A 20,237-nucleotide genomic window follows, 5' to 3' on the forward strand; every position below is an offset into this window, starting at 1 on the left:
CGGGCGCTCCCTGGTTTCCGACCTGTACTGGCCCGCCCCATGTCCGCTTCCGCCACGTTGCCCGCCCTGCCGTTCCTGCCTTTCGCCCTGCCCGAGATCGGCGACGAGGAGATTGCCGAAGTCATCGACACGCTGAAATCCGGCTGGGTCACCACGGGGCCGAAGGCGCGGCGCTTCGAGCAGGACTTTGCGGCCTTCCTGGGCGATGACCAGATTCATTGCATCGCCGTCAACTCGGCCACCGCCGGCCTGCACCTGGCGCTCGAAGCGCTGGGCATCGGCCCGGGCGACGAGGTCATCACCACCACCCACACCTTCACCGCCACGGCGGAAGTGGTGCGCTACCTGGGCGCGGACGTGAAGCTGGTCGACATCGACCCCGCCACGCTCAACATCGACCCGGCTGCGATCGAGGCGGCCATCACGCCCAAGACCCGCGCCATCATCCCGGTCCACTTTGCCGGCCTCGCGGTGAATATGGGTGCGATTCACGACATCGCCCGCCGCCATGGCCTGAAAGTAGTCGAGGACGCCGCCCACGCGCTGCCGACCACCCACGCCGGCCAGCTCGTCGGTACGCTGGCCAGCGACGTGACTGTGTTCAGCTTCTACGCCAACAAGACCATCACCACCGGCGAGGGCGGCATGCTGGTCACGCGCGATGCGCGAATAGCCGCGCGCGCCAAGGTCATGCGCCTGCACGGCATCAACCGCGACGCCTTCGACCGCTTCACCGCCAAGGTGCCGAGCTGGTATTACGAGATCGTCGCGCCCGGCTTCAAGTACAACCTGACCGACATCGCCGCGGCCATGGGCCTGCACCAGTTGAAGCGCGCCCACGCCTTCCAGCAGAAACGCGCCGAGCTGGCTGCGCTCTACAACGAACTGCTGGCCGACCTGCCGGTGATCCTGCCGCCCGCCCCCGCGCCGGGCGAAACCCATTCGTGGCATCTGTACGTGCTGCGGCTGGCGGATGAGACGAAGGTCGAGCGTGACGCGCTGATCGAGGCGCTCTATGCCGCCGGCATCGGCTGCAGCGTCCACTACATCCCGCTGCACCAGCACCCCTACTGGCGCGAGCGTTACAGCCTCCGCGCCGAAGACTTCCCCCACAGCCAGCGCGCCTACGAGCGCATGCTCAGCCTGCCGCTCTACACCCGCATGACGGCCGACGACGTGCACCGCGTGGTGAATGCGCTGAGGACGGCGCTGGGTTGAGCCGCGGATTCGACTGACCCGGCATGTCCAAACGCCTGTTCGACCTGGCCATGGCCAGCCTCGCGCTGCTGCTGTTCGCGCCGCTGCTGCTGGGCGTGGCGGTGGCGATCAAGCTGGATACGCGCGGGCCGGTGTTCTATCGGCAGGTGCGGGTGGGGCGGGGCGGGCGGCACTTTCGCATCCACAAGTTCCGCACCATGACGCACAACCCGCAGGACGCCGGGCCGCAGATCACGGTGGGGGCGGATGCGCGCATCACCCGCGTGGGCGGCTGGCTGCGGCGCAGCAAGTGGGATGAGCTGGCGCAGCTGATCGATGTGTGGCGCGGCGACATGAGCCTGGTCGGGCCGCGCCCGGAGGTGCCGCGTTACGTGGCGCTCTACCCGGCGGCGCTGCGCGAGGTGGTGCTGTCGGTCAAGCCGGGCATCACGGACGATTGCTCGCTCGACTTCCGCGACGAGGGCGATCTGCTGGCGCGTGCGGCCGACCCCGAGCGCACTTACGTGGACGAGATCCTGCCGGTCAAGCTGCGGCTGCAGGCGCAGTACGTGGCGCAGACGGCGGCGCGCGGGCCGCTGCGTACCGATTTGCGCATCTTGTGGCGCACCGCGCGCGTGCTGCTCGGGCGGCTGTGAAAGTGATGAATTGACGATGTTCTGGCCCCACCTTGACCGCCTGCTGACCCTGATCCGCCCACGCCGCGAGGTGCTGGCGCTGGCGATCGACGCGCTCGTGATCGCCGCCTGCTGGCATGTCACCTACCTGTTCCGGCTCGGCTTCGAGCGCTGGCACAGCGCGCGGCCGCCGTATGACGTCTGGGTGATGCTGGCGCTGGTGGCGCTCTACATGGCGGTGTTTCTGGCGCTGCGCGTGCCCAAGGGCATGTGGCGGTTTTCGGGCTTTGGCGAGGTGCAGCGGCTGACGCTGGCCTGCGCGATCGCCGGGCTGGTGGGCGCGGTGGCGGTGCTGATGGCGCAGCTGAGCCAGGTGCCGCGCGCGGTGCTGGGGCTGCATCCGGTCGTCAGCCTGATGGGGCTGTCGATGGTGCGCATCGGCTACCGCATGTTGTACGAGCACATGCGCGGACGCATCTCTGGCAGCGCGACCGAGACACGCCGCGCACTGGTGATGGGCGCGGGCGATGCGGCGCGGCTGCTGATCGCCGGCATCCAGCACCACGGCTGGGTGGTGGTGGGGCTGCTTGACGACGACCGCGCCAAGCAGGGCGCGCGCGTCAGCAATGTGCCGGTGCTGGGGCCGCTGGACAGCGCGCCGCGCTGGGCGGCGGTGCACGGCATCAGCCACATCGTGGTGGCGATGCCGTCGGCCCAGCCGGCCGAGCGCCGCCGCGCCCTCGACCTGGCGGCCGCCACGCACCTGCCGGTGGTGACGGTGCCGACTGCCGCCGAGCTGCGCGAGGGTCAGCCGGTGGCGCGCGTGCGCGAGATCGAGGCCGAAGACCTGCTCGGCCGCGAGCCGGTCCGGCTTGATGAAGGCGGCATCAGCGAGGCGCTGAGCGGCAAGGTGGTGCTGATCACCGGCGCGGGCGGCTCGATCGGCTCCGAACTCTGCCGGCAGGTGGCGCGCTACGGGCCGTTGAAGATCGTGCTGTACGAGCTGAGCGAATTTGCGCTCTACCGCATCGAGCAGGAACTCAGCGAGCACTTCCCGCACATTCCGCTGGTGCGGCTGGTGGGCGATGTGCGTGACGCCGAGCACCTGCGCGCCAGCTTTGCACGCTACCGCCCGCAGGTGGTGTTCCACGCCGCCGCCTACAAGCACGTGCCGCTGATGGAGGAAGACAACGCCTTTGCCGCCGTGCGCAACAACACGCTCGGCACCTGGCGCGCGGCGCGGGCGGCGGCGGATGCGGGCGCCGAGCGCTTCGTGCTGATCTCGACCGACAAGGCCGTCAACCCCACCAACGTGATGGGCGCGACCAAGCGCGCGGCCGAGATGGTGATCGCCAAGCTGGCGGCCGAGGTGGCAGCGGCCGGCGGCCACACCCGCTTCATGGCGGTGCGCTTCGGCAACGTGCTGGGCTCGTCAGGCAGCGTGATCCCCAAGTTCAAGGAACAGATCGCCCGCGGCGGCCCGGTGACGGTGACGCACCCGGACATCACGCGCTTCTTCATGACCATTCCCGAAGCCGCGCGGCTGGTGGTGCAGGCGGCGGCGATCGGTGAGGGCGGCCAGGTGTTCGTGCTCGACATGGGCGAGCCGGTCAAGATCGTGGACTTGGCGCGCGACCTGATCCGCATGAGCGGCCATGCGGTGGCCGACATCGGCATCGCCTACAGCGGCCTGCGCCCGGGCGAAAAGCTCTATGAAGAGCTGCTGGCCGATACCGATTCGACCCTGCCGACGCGCTTCGAGCGCCTGCGCATCGCCCGGCTCGACGACCGCGCCCAGGACGTGCAGACCCTGCTCGACTGGGTGGCCGCCCGCCACAGTGCCGATGACGCCGAGGTGCGCCAGCGCCTGGCGACCCTGGTGCCGGAATACCGGCCGGCATCGCTGACAATCCGGCCCGCTTCATCGACTTCCTGACCCGCTCCGACCGACATGCAACGCCGCACCCTGCTTCTGGCCCTTCCTGCACTTCCCGCGCTCTTGACCGCCTGCGTCTCCGTGCCCAGCCAGCCGCTGCCGACACCGAAGATCGGCATCGCGCTGGGTGGCGGCGCGGCCAAGGGCTTTGCGCATGTGGGCGTGATCAAAGTGCTGGAAGCCTCCGGGCTGACACCGGCCTTTGTCTCGGGCACCAGCGCCGGCAGCGTGGTGGGCGCGTTGTACGCGTCGGGCCTGAGCGGGTTTGCGCTGCAGGAGCAGTCGTTTGCGCTCGATGAAGGCCGCGTGCGCGACGTGACGCTGTTCGGCGCCGGCGGGCTGGTCAAGGGCGACAAGCTGCAGGACTACGTCAACGAGCTGGTCAAGCAGAAGCCACTGGAGCAGCTGGCCCGGCCGTTCGCGGCGGTGGCCACTGATCTGGACAGCGGCAATCGCGTCATCTTCACGCGCGGCAACACCGGCCAGGCGGTGCGGGCGTCGTGCAGCATTCCGGGCGTGTTCCAGCCGGCGCTGATCGGCGGGCGGCGTTATGTCGACGGCGGGCTGGTGAGCCCGGTGCCGGTGGATGCGGCGCGCCAGCTGGGCGCCGACATCGTCATCGCCATCGACATCTCGTCCAAGGCCGGGGACGGCAAGGCCAGCGGCATCTTCAGCAACATCAACCAGACCATCACCATCATGGGCCAGAAGCTCGGTGAGCAGGAGCTGGTGCGCGCCGACGTGGTGCTGCGCCCGCGCGTCGGCCAGATCGGCGCGGCGGACTTCGACCAGAAGCACCTGGCCGTGCTCGAAGGCGAAAAAGCCGCCCAGGCCGCGCTGCCCGCCATCCGCGAGGCGATTGCCCGCTGGCAGCAGGCGCAGGTCACGGCCAGGCGCTGAGCCGGCTGGTTTTTCAGACTCAGCCGTCCGACTTGCGCGGGGCTCAGCGCTCCAGCAGTGTCTTCAGGAAGCGCCCGGTGTGGCTTTCGGCGCACGCCGCGATGTCCTCCGGCGTGCCGGCCGCCAGCAGCAGCCCGCCACCCGAGCCGCCTTCGGGGCCCATGTCGAGCAGCCAGTCTGCGGTCTTGATGACGTCGAGGTTGTGCTCGATCACGACGATGGTGTTGCCGGCGTCGCGCAACTGGTGCAGGACTTTCAGCAGCAGCTGGATGTCATGGAAGTGCAGGCCGGTGGTCGGCTCGTCCAATATATAGAGCGTGCGGCCGGTGTCGCGCTTGCTCAACTCCAGCGCCAGCTTGACGCGCTGCGCCTCGCCGCCCGACAAGGTGGTGGCCGACTGGCCGAGCTTGATGTAGCCCAGGCCCACGTCCAGCAGCGTCTGCAGTTTGCGGGCGATGCTGGGCACGGCGCTGAAGAAGGTGCGGGCGTCTTCGACCGTCAGGCCCAGCACCTCGGTGATGTTCTTGCCCTTGTAGAGCACTTCGAGCGTTTCGCGGTTGTAGCGCAGGCCGTGGCAGACGTCGCAGGGCACGTAGACGTCGGGCAGAAAGTGCATCTCGACCTTCAGCACGCCGTCGCCCTGGCACGATTCGCAGCGCCCGCCGGCGACGTTGAAGCTGAAGCGGCCCGGGCCGTAGCCGCGTTCCTTGGCCGTGTTCATCTCGGCGAACATCTCGCGGATGGGCGTGAACAGCCCCGTGTAAGTGGCCGGGTTGCTGCGCGGCGTGCGGCCGATGGGGCTCTGGTCGACGTTGATGACCTTATCAAACGCATCCAGGCCTTCGATCTCGTCATGCGCTTCGGGCTCGGCGTGGCTCTGATACAGCTTCTTGGCCACGGCCGCATAGAGCGTGTCGTTGACCAGCGTGCTCTTGCCCGAGCCTGAAACGCCGGTCACGCAGGTGAACAGGCCGACCGGAATCTCGGCGGTGACGCCCTTCAGGTTGTTGCCACGCGCGTTGACGATGCGCAGCACGCGCGGGTCTTTCTGGTCCGACAGCTTGTTGCGGCGCTCGGGCACCGCGATCTTGAGGAACTGGCCGAGGTAGCGGCCGGTGAGTGATTCCGGGTCGTTGGCGACCTCGTCGGGCGTGCCTTGGGACATCACCCGCCCGCCGTGCACGCCGGCGCCAGGGCCCATGTCGACCACGTAGTCGGCGGCGCGGATCATGTCCTCGTCGTGCTCGACCACCAGCACGCTGTTGCCGAGGTCGCGCAGGTGCTTGAGCGTGCCGATCAGGCGGTCGTTGTCGCGCTGGTGCAGGCCGATGCTGGGCTCGTCGAGCACGTACATCACACCGCTCAGGCCCGAGCCGATCTGGCTGGCCAGGCGGATGCGCTGCGCCTCACCGCCGCTGAGCGTGTCGGCGCTGCGGTCGAGGCTGAGGTAGTTGAGGCCGACGTCGTTGAGGAACTTGAGCCGGGCGCGGATCTCGCGCACCACCTTGTCGGCGATGTCGGCCTTGGCGCCCTTGAGGTGGAGTTGTTCGAAGTAGCTCAGGCAGTCGGCCAGCGTGGCGTGCTCGACCTCGAAGATGGCCTTGGACGGCAGATCACCGGCGTCGGCCAGCAGCACGTGGCGCGCTTCGCGGCGCAGGCGCGCGCCGCCGCAGTCGTGGCAGGGCTTGACGGCCTGGTAGCGGCCGAGGTCTTCGCGCACGGCGGCCGATTCGGTCTCGCGCAGGCGGCGCTCGAAGTTGGCCAGGATGCCCTCGAACGGGTGGTGGCGCTTGACGCTGCGTTTCTTGCCGCCGGGGCCGTCGGCCTCGTAGACGAAGCCGATCTCCTCGGTGCCCGAGCCGTGCAGCAGCACTTTCTGGTGTTCGGGCGTGAGCTGCTCGAAGGGCTCGTCGATGTCGAACTTGTAGTGCGCCGCGACGCTTTGCAGCATCGAGAAGGTGTACGCGTTGCGGCGGTCCCAGCCCTTGACGGCGCCGCTGGCCAGGCTGAGCGAGGGGAAGGCGACCACGCGTTCGGGGTCGAACACGGTGACGTGGCCGAGGCCGTCGCAGCTCGGGCAGGCGCCGACCGGCGAGTTGAAGGAGAACAGGCGCGGCTCCAATTCTGAGAGCGAGTAGCTGCAGGCCGGGCAGGCGAACTTGCTGGAGAAGAGGTGCTCTTTGCCGGTGTCCATTTCCAGCGCGAGCGCACGGCCTTCGGCGATGCGCAGCGCGGCTTCGAAGCTCTCGGCCAGGCGCTGCTTGACGTCCTCGCGGGTCTTGAGGCGGTCGATGACGATGTCGATGTCGTGCTTTTCGGTCTTCTTGAGCGGCTGCAGGTCGGCGGCTTCCACCACACGGCCATCGATGCGGAAGCGCACGTAGCCCTGCGCCTGCATGGCCTCGAACAGCTCGGTGAACTCGCCCTTGCGGTCGCGCGCCACGGGGGCCAGCACCATCAGCTTGGTTTCCTCGGGCAGCGCGAGCACGGCGTCGACCATCTGGCTGACGTTCTGCGCCTCCAGCGGCAGCGCGTGGTCGGGGCAGAAGGGCGTGCCGGCGCGGGCGTAGAGCAGGCGCAGGTAGTCGTGGATCTCGGTGATGGTGCCGACGGTGGAGCGCGGGTTGTGGCTGGTGGCCTTCTGCTCGATGGAGATCGCCGGCGACAGGCCTTCGATCATGTCGACGTCGGGCTTGTCCATCAGCTGCAGGAACTGGCGCGCGTAGGCCGAGAGGCTCTCGACATAGCGGCGCTGGCCTTCGGCGTAGAGGGTGTCGAACGCCAGGCTGGACTTGCCCGAGCCGGACAGACCGGTGATCACGACCAGCGCGTGCTTGGGCAGGTCGAGGTCGATGTTCTTGAGGTTGTGGGTGCGGGCGCCACGCACGCTGATGAGCGGGTGCGAAAACACGGGGGGAGAACCAGCGGGCATGGAGAGAACCTAGAAAGTGAAACGCGCCTGTTGACACGCACCTGGGTGCGTGAAGGCGAACCGATCATCATAGCCATGCCACCGCCGGCACGCAGGGGGCGGTTTCTCGCTCAGAATCTGGGCTCGCTATATAGATAGGTAGAGAGTCCGACCATGCAGCTCCATGACCTCCAGGCCACCGCCGGCCTGACGCAAGCCCAGCTCGATGCGCACTGGATGCCGTACACCGGCAATCGCCAGTTCAAGAAGGACCCGCGCCTGATGGTGTCGGCGCAGGGTTGCTATTACAAGGATGCGCAGGGGCGGCAGATCTTTGACGGCCTGTCCGGCCTGTGGACCTGCGGTCTGGGCCACGGCCGGCCGGAACTGGTCGAGGCCATCAGCCGCCAGGTGGCGACGCTGGACTATTCACCCGCTTTCCAGTTCGGCCACCCGGCGTCGTTCCAGCTGGCCGAGAAGATCACGCAGCTGATGCCGGCCGGATTGGACCGGGTGTTCTTCGTCGGCTCTGGGTCAGAGGCGGCGGACACGTCCATGAAGATCGCGCGCGCCTACTGGCGGCTCAAGGGCCAGGCGGGCAAGACGCGCTTCATCGGCCGCGCCAAGGGTTATCACGGTGTCAACTTCGGTGGCATCAGCGTGGGCGGCATTCCGGCCAACCGCAAGCTCTTCGGCCAGGGCGTGGAAGCCGATCACCTGTCGCACACGATGCTGGCGCAGAACAACTTCAGCAAGGGCCAGCCGGAATTCGGCGCACATCTGGCGGATGAGTTGCTCGACCACATTGCGCTGTACGACGCGTCGAACATTGCGGCGGTGATCGTCGAGCCGTTTTCGGGCTCGGCCGGCGTGATCGTGCCGCCGCAGGGTTATCTGCAGCGGCTGCGCGAGATCTGCACCCAGAACAACATCCTGCTGATCTTCGACGAGGTCATCAGCGGCTTCGGTCGTTCAGGCGCGTGGACGGGTGCCGAGGCCTTTGGCGTCAAGCCCGACCTGCTCAACTTCGCCAAGCAGATCACCAACGGCGTGATCCCGATGGGTGGCGTGGTGGTGGGTAGCGAGATCTACGACACCTTCATGGCGGCGAGTGGCCCGGACTACATGCTGGAGTTCCCGCACGGCTACACCTATTCAGCGCACCCGGTGGCCTGCGCGACTGCGCTTGCCACGCTGGACGTGCTGGAGCGCGAGCACATGCCGCAGCGCGTGCGCGAGTTGGCGCCGTACTTCGAGCAAGCGGTGCATGGCTTGCGTGGCGCGAAGTACGTCACCGACATCCGCAACATCGGCCTGGCGGCGGGCCTGACGCTGGCGGCCTTGCCGGGTGAGCCTGCGCGTCGCCCCTATGAAGTGGCGATGCGCTGCTGGCAGAAGGGCTTCTATGTTCGTTATGGCGCGGACACCATCCAGATGGCACCACCGTTCATCACCGAGCGCAGTCAGATCGATGCGCTGATCAATGCCATGGGCGAGGCGCTCAACGCCCAGGATTGAGCTGGCGTGAGGGTTTTTCTGAATGGCGCGAAGAAAGTCTTTGCAATCTTCTTAGAACTGGCTACACTGGAGGGCTTCGCTGCACAGAACTTGTTTTGCGCGACGGAGCTGGTTTGAAGTCTGGTTGGCGACGCAAGTAGTTGACCGTTTGACAGGGCTTTAAATCCGATGCATAATAACTGTCTTCGCTGCCACTGAGTGGTTTGCAAACAAGAAGTTCTGCTTCTTGATGTTCTTTAAAAATTAACAGCCGATAAGCGTGGGCGTTTGAGGCGAGTGCTCTGGATCTTCGGATCCGGGGTCTCAGGACCTTAAATGCTCATGGAAGTGAAGTTCACTTCAATTCTTTGAGCGAAATCAAGATCGAACTGAAGAGTTTGATCCTGGCTCAGATTGAACGCTGGCGGTATGCCTTACACATGCAAGTCGAACGGTAGAGGAGCAATCCTTGAGAGTGGCGAACGGGTGAGTAATACATCGGAACGTGCCCAGTCGTGGGGGATAACGTAGCGAAAGCTACGCTAATACCGCATACGACCTGAGGGTGAAAGCGGGGGACCTGCAAGGGCCTCGCGCGATTGGAGCGGCCGATGGCAGATTAGGTAGTTGGTGGGGTAAAGGCCCACCAAGCCGACGATCTGTAGCTGGTCTGAGAGGACGACCAGCCACACTGGAACTGAGACACGGTCCAGACTCCTACGGGAGGCAGCAGTGGGGAATTTTGGACAATGGGCGAAAGCCTGATCCAGCCATACCGCGTGTGGGAAGAAGGCCTTCGGGTTGTAAACCACTTTTGTCAGGGAAGAAATACTCTGGGCTAATACCCTGGGGTGATGACGGTACCTGAAGAATAAGCACCGGCTAACTACGTGCCAGCAGCCGCGGTAATACGTAGGGTGCAAGCGTTAATCGGAATTACTGGGCGTAAAGCGTGCGCAGGCGGTTATATAAGACAGATGTGAAATCCCCGGGCTCAACCTGGGAACTGCATTTGTGACTGTATAGCTAGAGTGCGGCAGAGGGGGATGGAATTCCGCGTGTAGCAGTGAAATGCGTAGATATGCGGAGGAACACCAATGGCGAAGGCAATCCCCTGGGCCTGCACTGACGCTCATGCACGAAAGCGTGGGGAGCAAACAGGATTAGATACCCTGGTAGTCCACGCCCTAAACGATGTCAACTGGTTGTTGGGAGGGTTTCTTCTCAGTAACGAAGCTAACGCGTGAAGTTGACCGCCTGGGGAGTACGGCCGCAAGGTTGAAACTCAAAGGAATTGACGGGGACCCGCACAAGCGGTGGATGATGTGGTTTAATTCGATGCAACGCGAAAAACCTTACCTACCCTTGACATGCTAGGAATCCTGCAGAGATGTGGGAGTGCTCGAAAGAGAGCCTAGACACAGGTGCTGCATGGCCGTCGTCAGCTCGTGTCGTGAGATGTTGGGTTAAGTCCCGCAACGAGCGCAACCCTTGTCATTAGTTGCTACGAAAGGGCACTCTAATGAGACTGCCGGTGACAAACCGGAGGAAGGTGGGGATGACGTCAGGTCCTCATGGCCCTTATGGGTAGGGCTACACACGTCATACAATGGCCGGTACAGAGGGCAGCCAACCCGCGAGGGGGAGCCAATCCCAGAAAACCGGTCGTAGTCCGGATCGCAGTCTGCAACTCGACTGCGTGAAGTCGGAATCGCTAGTAATCGCGGATCAGCATGTCGCGGTGAATACGTTCCCGGGTCTTGTACACACCGCCCGTCACACCATGGGAGCGGGTCTCGCCAGAAGTAGTTAGCCTAACCGCAAGGAGGGCGATTACCACGGCGGGGTTCGTGACTGGGGTGAAGTCGTAACAAGGTAGCCGTATCGGAAGGTGCGGCTGGATCACCTCCTTTCTGGAAAAACACCAAAGCACATCGTTGATGTTGATCTTCATTGATCATGCAAGGATGGAGCAGAGGTCAAACTGCACTTCAATTCAAGCGCCCACACTTATCGGCTGTAAATACGACAGTAACAGAGAAGCCCGCAAGATTACGGATTGGGGTCTGTAGCTCAGTCGGTTAGAGCACCGTCTTGATAAGGCGGGGGTCGTTGGTTCGAATCCAACCAGACCCACCAACCATTGACAGTATTGATCTTTGGGGGATTAGCTCAGCTGGGAGAGCACCTGCTTTGCAAGCAGGGGGTCGTCGGTTCGATCCCGTCATCCTCCACCAAAATCTTCTTGTAAAACGCTTCTCGTTGCTTGCGATACAAACCCAAGTTTCTTGACGAGAGTCAGGTGCTTTGGGTTTGTCATCGTTAGATGGCTGTTGTTCTTTAAAAATTTGTAGAGTCGAATCAGTTGTTGACTGCAAAGAAAGCGTCCTTGTGGCGAATTCGATGCGGGAAAATACAACTATTGATTGTGTCACCAGACAATTGACTTCGTGAATTTAGTTCATGAAAGTTGAGAGTACGGCGAACGTAAATACTCATGAAAACGAATGCCCATCAGTCGGTGGGTGTTTGTTGAAGTCCTTGACGACATCTGACAGCCAGATGTCAAAGTTATAGGGTCAAGTGACTAAGTGCATGTGGTGGATGCCTAGGCGATTACAGGCGACGAAAGACGTGATAGCCTGCGAAAAGCTTCGGGGAGCTGGCAAATGAGCTTTGATCCGGAGATATCTGAATGGGGAAACCCACCCGCAAGGGTATTGCATGCTGAATACATAGGCATGCAAGGCGAACCCGGCGAACTGAAACATCTCAGTAGCTGGAGGAAAAGACATCAACCGAGATTCCGAAAGTAGTGGCGAGCGAAATCGGAAGAGCCTGCACGTTTTAGCAATCGACTTATCAGAACGGAATGGAAAGTCCGGCCACAGCGGGTGATAGCCCCGTATGAAAAAAGTCGGCTGTGGAACTGGGCGTGCGACAAGTAGGGCGGGACACGTGAAATCCTGTCTGAATATGGGGGGACCATCCTCCAAGGCTAAATACTCGTAATCGACCGATAGTGAACAAGTACCGTGAGGGAAAGGCGAAAAGAACCCCGGGAGGGGAGTGAAATAGATCCTGAAACCGCATGCATACAAAAAGTAGGAGCCTGGAAACGGGTGACTGCGTACCTTTTGTATAATGGGTCAGCGACTTACATTCAGTGGCAAGGTTAACCGTATAGGGAAGCCGTAGAGAAATCGAGTCCGAATAGGGCGAATTAGTCGCTGGGTGTAGACCCGAAACCAAGTGATCTATCCATGGCCAGGATGAAGGTGCGGTAACACGCACTGGAGGTCCGAACCGACTAGTGTTGCAAAACTAGCGGATGAGCTGTGGATAGGGGTGAAAGGCTAAACAAACTTGGAAATAGCTGGTTCTCTCCGAAAACTATTTAGGTAGTGCCTCAAGTATTACCATCGGGGGTAGAGCACTGTTATGGCTAGGGGGTCATGGCGACTTACCAAACCATTGCAAACTCCGAATACCGATGAGTACAGCTTGGGAGACAGAGCACCGGGTGCTAACGTCCGGACTCAAGAGGGAAACAACCCAGACCGCCAGCTAAGGTCCCTAAGATTGGCTAAGTGGGAAACGAAGTGGGAAGGCTAAAACAGTCAGGATGTTGGCTTAGAAGCAGCCATCATTTAAAGAAAGCGTAATAGCTCACTGATCGAGTCGTCCTGCGCGGAAGATGTAACGGGGCTCAAGCCAGTCACCGAAGCTGCGGATGTGCAATTTATTGCACGTGGTAGGAGAGCGTTCTGTAAGCCTGTGAAGGGAGCTTGTGAAGGCTGCTGGAGGTATCAGAAGTGCGAATGCTGACATGAGTAGCGTTAAAGGGGGTGAAAAGCCCCCTCGCCGTAAGCGCAAGGTTTCCTACGCAACGTTCATCGGCGTAGGGTGAGTCGGCCCCTAAGGCGAGGCAGAGATGCGTAGCTGATGGGAAACAGGTCAATATTCCTGTACCGATGTGTAGTGCGATGTGGGGACGGAGAAGGTTAGCTCAGCCAACTGTTGGATATGTTGGTTCAAGCCTGTAGTCATGGCCCTTAGGCAAATCCGGGGGTCTTAGATGAGGGGTGATAACGAGTCTGCTTGCAGACGAAGTGAGTGATACCCTGCTTCCAGGAAAAGCCACTAAGCTTCAGCTACACACGACCGTACCGCAAACCGACACTGGTGCGCGTGATGAGTATTCTCAGGCGCTTGAGAGAACTCTGGAGAAGGAACTCGGCAAATTGACACCGTAACTTCGGAAGAAGGTGTGCCTTTAGTAGGTGAACCATTGACTTGGGGAGCCCAATGAGGTTGCAAAGAATCGGTGGCTGCAACTGTTTAATAAAAACACAGCACTCTGCAAAGACGAAAGTCGACGTATAGGGTGTGACGCCTGCCCGGTGCTGGAAGATTAAATGATGGGGTGCAAGCTCTTGACTGAAGTCCCAGTAAACGGCGGCCGTAACTATAACGGTCCTAAGGTAGCGAAATTCCTTGTCGGGTAAGTTCCGACCTGCACGAATGGCGTAATGATGGCCACACTGTCTCCTCCAGAGACTCAGCGAAGTTGAAATGTTTGTGATGATGCAATCTCCCCGCGGAAAGACGGAAAGACCCCATGAACCTTTACTGTAGCTTTACATTGGACTTTGAACAGATCTGTGTAGGATAGGTGGGAGGCTTTGAAACCAGGACGCTAGTTCTGGTGGAGCCAACGTTGAAATACCACCCTGGTGTGTTTGAGGTTCTAACCTTGTCCCGTTATCCGGGATGGGGACAGTGTATGGTGGGCAGTTTGACTGGGGCGGTCTCCTCCCAAAGTGTAACGGAGGAGTTCGAAGGTACGCTAGCCACGGTCGGAAATCGTGGTGATAGTGCATTGGCATAAGCGTGCTTGACTGCGAGACTGACAAGTCGAGCAGGTACGAAAGTAGGACAAAGTGATCCGGTGGTTCTGTATGGAAGGGCCATCGCTCAACGGATAAAAGGTACTCTGGGGATAACAGGCTGATACCGCCCAAGAGTTCATATCGACGGCGGTGTTTGGCACCTCGATGTCGGCTCATCTCATCCTGGGGCTGTAGCCGGTCCCAAGGGTATGGCTGTTCGCCATTTAAAGAGGTACGTGAGCTGGGTTTAAAACGTCGTGAGACAGTTTGGTCCCTATCTTCCGTGGGCGCTGCAGATTTGAGGAAGCCTGCTCCTAGTACGAGAGGACCGGAGTGGACGCACCTCTGGTGTACCGGTTGTCACGCCAGTGGCATCGCCGGGTAGCTATGTGCGGAAGAGATAACCGCTGAAAGCATCTAAGCGGGAAACTCGTTTCAAGATAAGATCTGCCGGGGCCTTGAGCCCCCTGAAGAGTCGTTCTAGACCAGGACGTTGATAGGCTGGGTGTGGAAGCGCAGTAATGCGTTAAGCTAACCAGTACTAATTGCTCGTGAGGCTTGACCCTATAACTTTGACATTAAGTCAAAGACCAAGAGTAAATACGTACACCGTACTCACCTCTGGTTATACAATCAATAGCATACTGATTCGAACTCTACAAATTGGCTGGGCTGCCAACATCAGTCCAGCCACACAAGTTACGCCTGACGACCATAGCGAGGTGGTCCCACTCCTTCCCATCCCGAACAGGACAGTGAAACACCTCCGCGCCGATGATAGTGCGCATTCGCGTGTGAAAGTAGGTCATCGTCAGGCTTCTATCCCCCAAAACACCCCCCCGCTCATGCGGGGGGGTGTTTTGTTCTAAAGAGTGCAGCCACTGGTATTTCGGCTGCACTCTTTAGAAGTGGTTGGAAGTGCATTGAATAGAAGTTCTTGACAGGGCTTTAAATCCGATGCATAATAACTGTCTTCGCTGCCACTGAGTGGTTTGCAAACAAGAAGTTCTGCTTCTTGATGTTCTTTAAAAATTAACAGCCGATAAGCGTGGGCGTTTGAGGCGAGTGCTCTGGATCTTCGGATCCGGGGTCTCAGGACCTTAAATGCTCATGGAAGTGAAGTTCACTTCAATTCTTTGAGCGAAATCAAGATCGAACTGAAGAGTTTGATCCTGGCTCAGATTGAACGCTGGCGGTATGCCTTACACATGCAAGTCGAACGGTAGAGGAGCAATCCTTGAGAGTGGCGAACGGGTGAGTAATACATCGGAACGTGCCCAGTCGTGGGGGATAACGTAGCGAAAGCTACGCTAATACCGCATACGACCTGAGGGTGAAAGCGGGGGACCTGCAAGGGCCTCGCGCGATTGGAGCGGCCGATGGCAGATTAGGTAGTTGGTGGGGTAAAGGCCCACCAAGCCGACGATCTGTAGCTGGTCTGAGAGGACGACCAGCCACACTGGAACTGAGACACGGTCCAGACTCCTACGGGAGGCAGCAGTGGGGAATTTTGGACAATGGGCGAAAGCCTGATCCAGCCATACCGCGTGTGGGAAGAAGGCCTTCGGGTTGTAAACCACTTTTGTCAGGGAAGAAATACTCTGGGCTAATACCCTGGGGTGATGACGGTACCTGAAGAATAAGCACCGGCTAACTACGTGCCAGCAGCCGCGGTAATACGTAGGGTGCAAGCGTTAATCGGAATTACTGGGCGTAAAGCGTGCGCAGGCGGTTATATAAGACAGATGTGAAATCCCCGGGCTCAACCTGGGAACTGCATTTGTGACTGTATAGCTAGAGTGCGGCAGAGGGGGATGGAATTCCGCGTGTAGCAGTGAAATGCGTAGATATGCGGAGGAACACCAATGGCGAAGGCAATCCCCTGGGCCTGCACTGACGCTCATGCACGAAAGCGTGGGGAGCAAACAGGATTAGATACCCTGGTAGTCCACGCCCTAAACGATGTCAACTGGTTGTTGGGAGGGTTTCTTCTCAGTAACGAAGCTAACGCGTGAAGTTGACCGCCTGGGGAGTACGGCCGCAAGGTTGAAACTCAAAGGAATTGACGGGGACCCGCACAAGCGGTGGATGATGTGGTTTAATTCGATGCAACGCGAAAAACCTTACCTACCCTTGACATGCTAGGAATCCTGCAGAGATGTGGGAGTGCTCGAAAGAGAGCCTAGACACAGGTGCTGCATGGCCGTCGTCAGCTCGTGTCGTGAGATGTTGGGTTAAGTCCCGCAACGAGCGCAACCCTTGTCATTAGTTGCTACGAAAGGGCACTCTAATGAGACTGCCGGTGACAAACCGGAGGAAGGTGGGGATGACGTCAGGTCCTCATGGCCCTTATGGGTAGGGCTACACACGTCATACAATGGCCGGTACAGAGGGCAGCCAACCCGCGAGGGGGAGCCAATCCCAGAAAACCGGTCGTAGTCCGGATCGCAGTCTGCAACTCGACTGCGTGAAGTCGGAATCGCTAGTAATCGCGGATCAGCATGTCGCGGTGAATACGTTCCCGGGTCTTGTACACACCGCCCGTCACACCATGGGAGCGGGTCTCGCCAGAAGTAGTTAGCCTAACCGCAAGGAGGGCGATTACCACGGCGGGGTTCGTGACTGGGGTGAAGTCGTAACAAGGTAGCCGTATCGGAAGGTGCGGCTGGATCACCTCCTTTCTGGAAAAACACCAAAGCACATCGTTGATGTTGATCTTCATTGATCATGCAAGGATGGAGCAGAGGTCAAACTGCACTTCAATTCAAGCGCCCACACTTATCGGCTGTAAATACGACAGTAACAGAGAAGCCCGCAAGATTACGGATTGGGGTCTGTAGCTCAGTCGGTTAGAGCACCGTCTTGATAAGGCGGGGGTCGTTGGTTCGAATCCAACCAGACCCACCAACCATTGACAGTATTGATCTTTGGGGGATTAGCTCAGCTGGGAGAGCACCTGCTTTGCAAGCAGGGGGTCGTCGGTTCGATCCCGTCATCCTCCACCAAAATCTTCTTGTAAAACGCTTCTCGTTGCTTGCGATACAAACCCAAGTTTCTTGACGAGAGTCAGGTGCTTTGGGTTTGTCATCGTTAGATGGCTGTTGTTCTTTAAAAATTTGTAGAGTCGAATCAGTTGTTGACTGCAAAGAAAGCGTCCTTGTGGCGAATTCGATGCGGGAAAATACAACTATTGATTGTGTCACCAGACAATTGACTTCGTGAATTTAGTTCATGAAAGTTGAGAGTACGGCGAACGTAAATACTCATGAAAACGAATGCCCATCAGTCGGTGGGTGTTTGTTGAAGTCCTTGACGACATCTGACAGCCAGATGTCAAAGTTATAGGGTCAAGTGACTAAGTGCATGTGGTGGATGCCTAGGCGATTACAGGCGACGAAAGACGTGATAGCCTGCGAAAAGCTTCGGGGAGCTGGCAAATGAGCTTTGATCCGGAGATATCTGAATGGGGAAACCCACCCGCAAGGGTATTGCATGCTGAATACATAGGCATGCAAGGCGAACCCGGCGAACTGAAACATCTCAGTAGCTGGAGGAAAAGACATCAACCGAGATTCCGAAAGTAGTGGCGAGCGAAATCGGAAGAGCCTGCACGTTTTAGCAATCGACTTATCAGAACGGAATGGAAAGTCCGGCCACAGCGGGTGATAGCCCCGTATGAAAAAAGTCGGCTGTGGAACTGGGCGTGCGACAAGTAGGGCGGGACACGTGAAATCCTGTCTGAATATGGGGGGACCATCCTCCAAGGCTAAATACTCGTAATCGACCGATAGTGAACAAGTACCGTGAGGGAAAGGCGAAAAGAACCCCGGGAGGGGAGTGAAATAGATCCTGAAACCGCATGCATACAAAAAGTAGGAGCCTGGAAACGGGTGACTGCGTACCTTTTGTATAATGGGTCAGCGACTTACATTCAGTGGCAAGGTTAACCGTATAGGGAAGCCGTAGAGAAATCGAGTCCGAATAGGGCGAATTAGTCGCTGGGTGTAGACCCGAAACCAAGTGATCTATCCATGGCCAGGATGAAGGTGCGGTAACACGCACTGGAGGTCCGAACCGACTAGTGTTGCAAAACTAGCGGATGAGCTGTGGATAGGGGTGAAAGGCTAAACAAACTTGGAAATAGCTGGTTCTCTCCGAAAACTATTTAGGTAGTGCCTCAAGTATTACCATCGGGGGTAGAGCACTGTTATGGCTAGGGGGTCATGGCGACTTACCAAACCATTGCAAACTCCGAATACCGATGAGTACAGCTTGGGAGACAGAGCACCGGGTGCTAACGTCCGGACTCAAGAGGGAAACAACCCAGACCGCCAGCTAAGGTCCCTAAGATTGGCTAAGTGGGAAACGAAGTGGGAAGGCTAAAACAGTCAGGATGTTGGCTTAGAAGCAGCCATCATTTAAAGAAAGCGTAATAGCTCACTGATCGAGTCGTCCTGCGCGGAAGATGTAACGGGGCTCAAGCCAGTCACCGAAGCTGCGGATGTGCAATTTATTGCACGTGGTAGGAGAGCGTTCTGTAAGCCTGTGAAGGGAGCTTGTGAAGGCTGCTGGAGGTATCAGAAGTGCGAATGCTGACATGAGTAGCGTTAAAGGGGGTGAAAAGCCCCCTCGCCGTAAGCGCAAGGTTTCCTACGCAACGTTCATCGGCGTAGGGTGAGTCGGCCCCTAAGGCGAGGCAGAGATGCGTAGCTGATGGGAAACAGGTCAATATTCCTGTACCGATGTGTAGTGCGATGTGGGGACGGAGAAGGTTAGCTCAGCCAACTGTTGGATATGTTGGTTCAAGCCTGTAGTCATGGCCCTTAGGCAAATCCGGGGGTCTTAGATGAGGGGTGATAACGAGTCTGCTTGCAGACGAAGTGAGTGATACCCTGCTTCCAGGAAAAGCCACTAAGCTTCAGCTACACACGACCGTACCGCAAACCGACACTGGTGCGCGTGATGAGTATTCTCAGGCGCTTGAGAGAACTCTGGAGAAGGAACTCGGCAAATTGACACCGTAACTTCGGAAGAAGGTGTGCCTTTAGTAGGTGAACCATTGACTTGGGGAGCCCAATGAGGTTGCAAAGAATCGGTGGCTGCAACTGTTTAATAAAAACACAGCACTCTGCAAAGACGAAAGTCGACGTATAGGGTGTGACGCCTGCCCGGTGCTGGAAGATTAAATGATGGGGTGCAAGCTCTTGACTGAAGTCCCAGTAAACGGCGGCCGTAACTATAACGGTCCTAAGGTAGCGAAATTCCTTGTCGGGTAAGTTCCGACCTGCACGAATGGCGTAATGATGGCCACACTGTCTCCTCCAGAGACTCAGCGAAGTTGAAATGTTTGTGATGATGCAATCTCCCCGCGGAAAGACGGAAAGACCCCATGAACCTTTACTGTAGCTTTACATTGGACTTTGAACAGATCTGTGTAGGATAGGTGGGAGGCTTTGAAACCAGGACGCTAGTTCTGGTGGAGCCAACGTTGAAATACCACCCTGGTGTGTTTGAGGTTCTAACCTTGTCCCGTTATCCGGGATGGGGACAGTGTATGGTGGGCAGTTTGACTGGGGCGGTCTCCTCCCAAAGTGTAACGGAGGAGTTCGAAGGTACGCTAGCCACGGTCGGAAATCGTGGTGATAGTGCATTGGCATAAGCGTGCTTGACTGCGAGACTGACAAGTCGAGCAGGTACGAAAGTAGGACAAAGTGATCCGGTGGTTCTGTATGGAAGGGCCATCGCTCAACGGATAAAAGGTACTCTGGGGATAACAGGCTGATACCGCCCAAGAGTTCATATCGACGGCGGTGTTTGGCACCTCGATGTCGGCTCATCTCATCCTGGGGCTGTAGCCGGTCCCAAGGGTATGGCTGTTCGCCATTTAAAGAGGTACGTGAGCTGGGTTTAAAACGTCGTGAGACAGTTTGGTCCCTATCTTCCGTGGGCGCTGCAGATTTGAGGAAGCCTGCTCCTAGTACGAGAGGACCGGAGTGGACGCACCTCTGGTGTACCGGTTGTCACGCCAGTGGCATCGCCGGGTAGCTATGTGCGGAAGAGATAACCGCTGAAAGCATCTAAGCGGGAAACTCGTTTCAAGATAAGATCTGCCGGGGCCTTGAGCCCCCTGAAGAGTCGTTCTAGACCAGGACGTTGATAGGCTGGGTGTGGAAGCGCAGTAATGCGTTAAGCTAACCAGTACTAATTGCTCGTGAGGCTTGACCCTATAACTTTGACATTAAGTCAAAGACCAAGAGTAAATACGTACA

Annotated in this window: 6 protein-coding genes, 4 tRNA genes and 5 rRNA genes; 14 read left to right on the forward strand and 1 reads right to left on the reverse strand. The window is 59.0% G+C overall.

The genetic code is table 11. The annotated features are described in order from the left end of the window. The first annotated feature begins 39 nt into the window (after positions 1-39). Genes AC5IG3_RS12080 through AC5IG3_RS12095 form a run of 4 tightly spaced genes read left to right on the forward strand, consistent with a single transcriptional unit; the run spans position 40 to position 4,668 of the window. On the forward strand, positions 40-1,218 hold the full coding sequence (locus tag AC5IG3_RS12080) for a DegT/DnrJ/EryC1/StrS family aminotransferase (protein ID WP_491906541.1): 1,179 nt from the start codon (positions 40-42) through the stop codon (positions 1,216-1,218). A 23-nt stretch (positions 1,219-1,241) separates the two neighbouring features. Beyond that, positions 1,242-1,853 (forward strand): sugar transferase, encoded by a 612-nt coding sequence (locus tag AC5IG3_RS12085; protein ID WP_491906542.1) that lies wholly within the window; start codon positions 1,242-1,244, stop codon positions 1,851-1,853. 16 nt (positions 1,854-1,869) lie between these two features. Further along, on the forward strand, positions 1,870-3,768 hold the full coding sequence (locus AC5IG3_RS12090; RefSeq protein WP_491906543.1) for a polysaccharide biosynthesis protein: 1,899 nt from the start codon (positions 1,870-1,872) through the stop codon (positions 3,766-3,768). A gap of 15 nt (positions 3,769-3,783) precedes the next feature. After that, on the forward strand, positions 3,784-4,668 hold the full coding sequence (locus tag AC5IG3_RS12095; protein WP_491906544.1) for a patatin-like phospholipase family protein: 885 nt from the start codon (positions 3,784-3,786) through the stop codon (positions 4,666-4,668). 43 nt (positions 4,669-4,711) lie between these two features. Here AC5IG3_RS12095 and uvrA read toward each other — a convergent pair whose 3' ends face one another. Then, positions 4,712-7,579 carry an excinuclease ABC subunit UvrA gene (gene uvrA / locus AC5IG3_RS12100; protein WP_491906545.1) on the reverse strand — a complete coding sequence of 956 codons (2,868 nt, stop codon included), beginning with the start codon at positions 7,577-7,579 and terminating at the stop codon, positions 4,712-4,714. Positions 7,580-7,753: 174 nt separating this feature from the next. Here uvrA and aptA point away from each other — a divergent pair, with 174 nt between their 5' ends. From aptA to AC5IG3_RS12150, 10 genes are all read left to right on the forward strand, one after another. Next, entirely contained in the window at positions 7,754-9,097 is a 1,344-nt protein-coding gene (aptA, locus tag AC5IG3_RS12105; protein WP_491906546.1) for an omega-aminotransferase AptA, read from the forward strand. Positions 9,098-9,462: 365 nt separating this feature from the next. After that, positions 9,463-10,989: ribosomal RNA gene (locus AC5IG3_RS12110) — 16S ribosomal RNA — on the forward strand. Positions 10,990-11,138: 149 nt separating this feature from the next. Next, positions 11,139-11,215 (forward strand) — tRNA-Ile (locus tag AC5IG3_RS12115). A gap of 22 nt (positions 11,216-11,237) precedes the next feature. Beyond that, positions 11,238-11,313, forward strand: a tRNA-Ala gene (locus AC5IG3_RS12120). A 340-nt stretch (positions 11,314-11,653) separates the two neighbouring features. Then, positions 11,654-14,534: ribosomal RNA gene (locus AC5IG3_RS12125) — 23S ribosomal RNA — on the forward strand. 138 nt (positions 14,535-14,672) lie between these two features. Next, positions 14,673-14,785 (forward strand): 5S ribosomal RNA (gene rrf, locus AC5IG3_RS12130). A gap of 337 nt (positions 14,786-15,122) precedes the next feature. Continuing rightward, positions 15,123-16,649 (forward strand): 16S ribosomal RNA (locus AC5IG3_RS12135). A 149-nt stretch (positions 16,650-16,798) separates the two neighbouring features. Beyond that, positions 16,799-16,875 (forward strand) — tRNA-Ile (locus AC5IG3_RS12140). A gap of 22 nt (positions 16,876-16,897) precedes the next feature. Continuing rightward, a tRNA-Ala gene (locus AC5IG3_RS12145) sits at positions 16,898-16,973 on the forward strand. 340 nt (positions 16,974-17,313) lie between these two features. Further along, positions 17,314-20,194: ribosomal RNA gene (locus AC5IG3_RS12150) — 23S ribosomal RNA — on the forward strand. Together the 16S, 23S and 5S rRNA genes with 4 tRNA genes alongside form the textbook arrangement of a ribosomal RNA operon. The last annotated feature ends 43 nt before the right edge of the window (positions 20,195-20,237 follow it).

The organism is Leptothrix sp. (in: b-proteobacteria) (assembly GCF_965250675.1).
GTDB lineage: Bacteria > Pseudomonadota > Gammaproteobacteria > Burkholderiales > Burkholderiaceae_C > Sphaerotilus.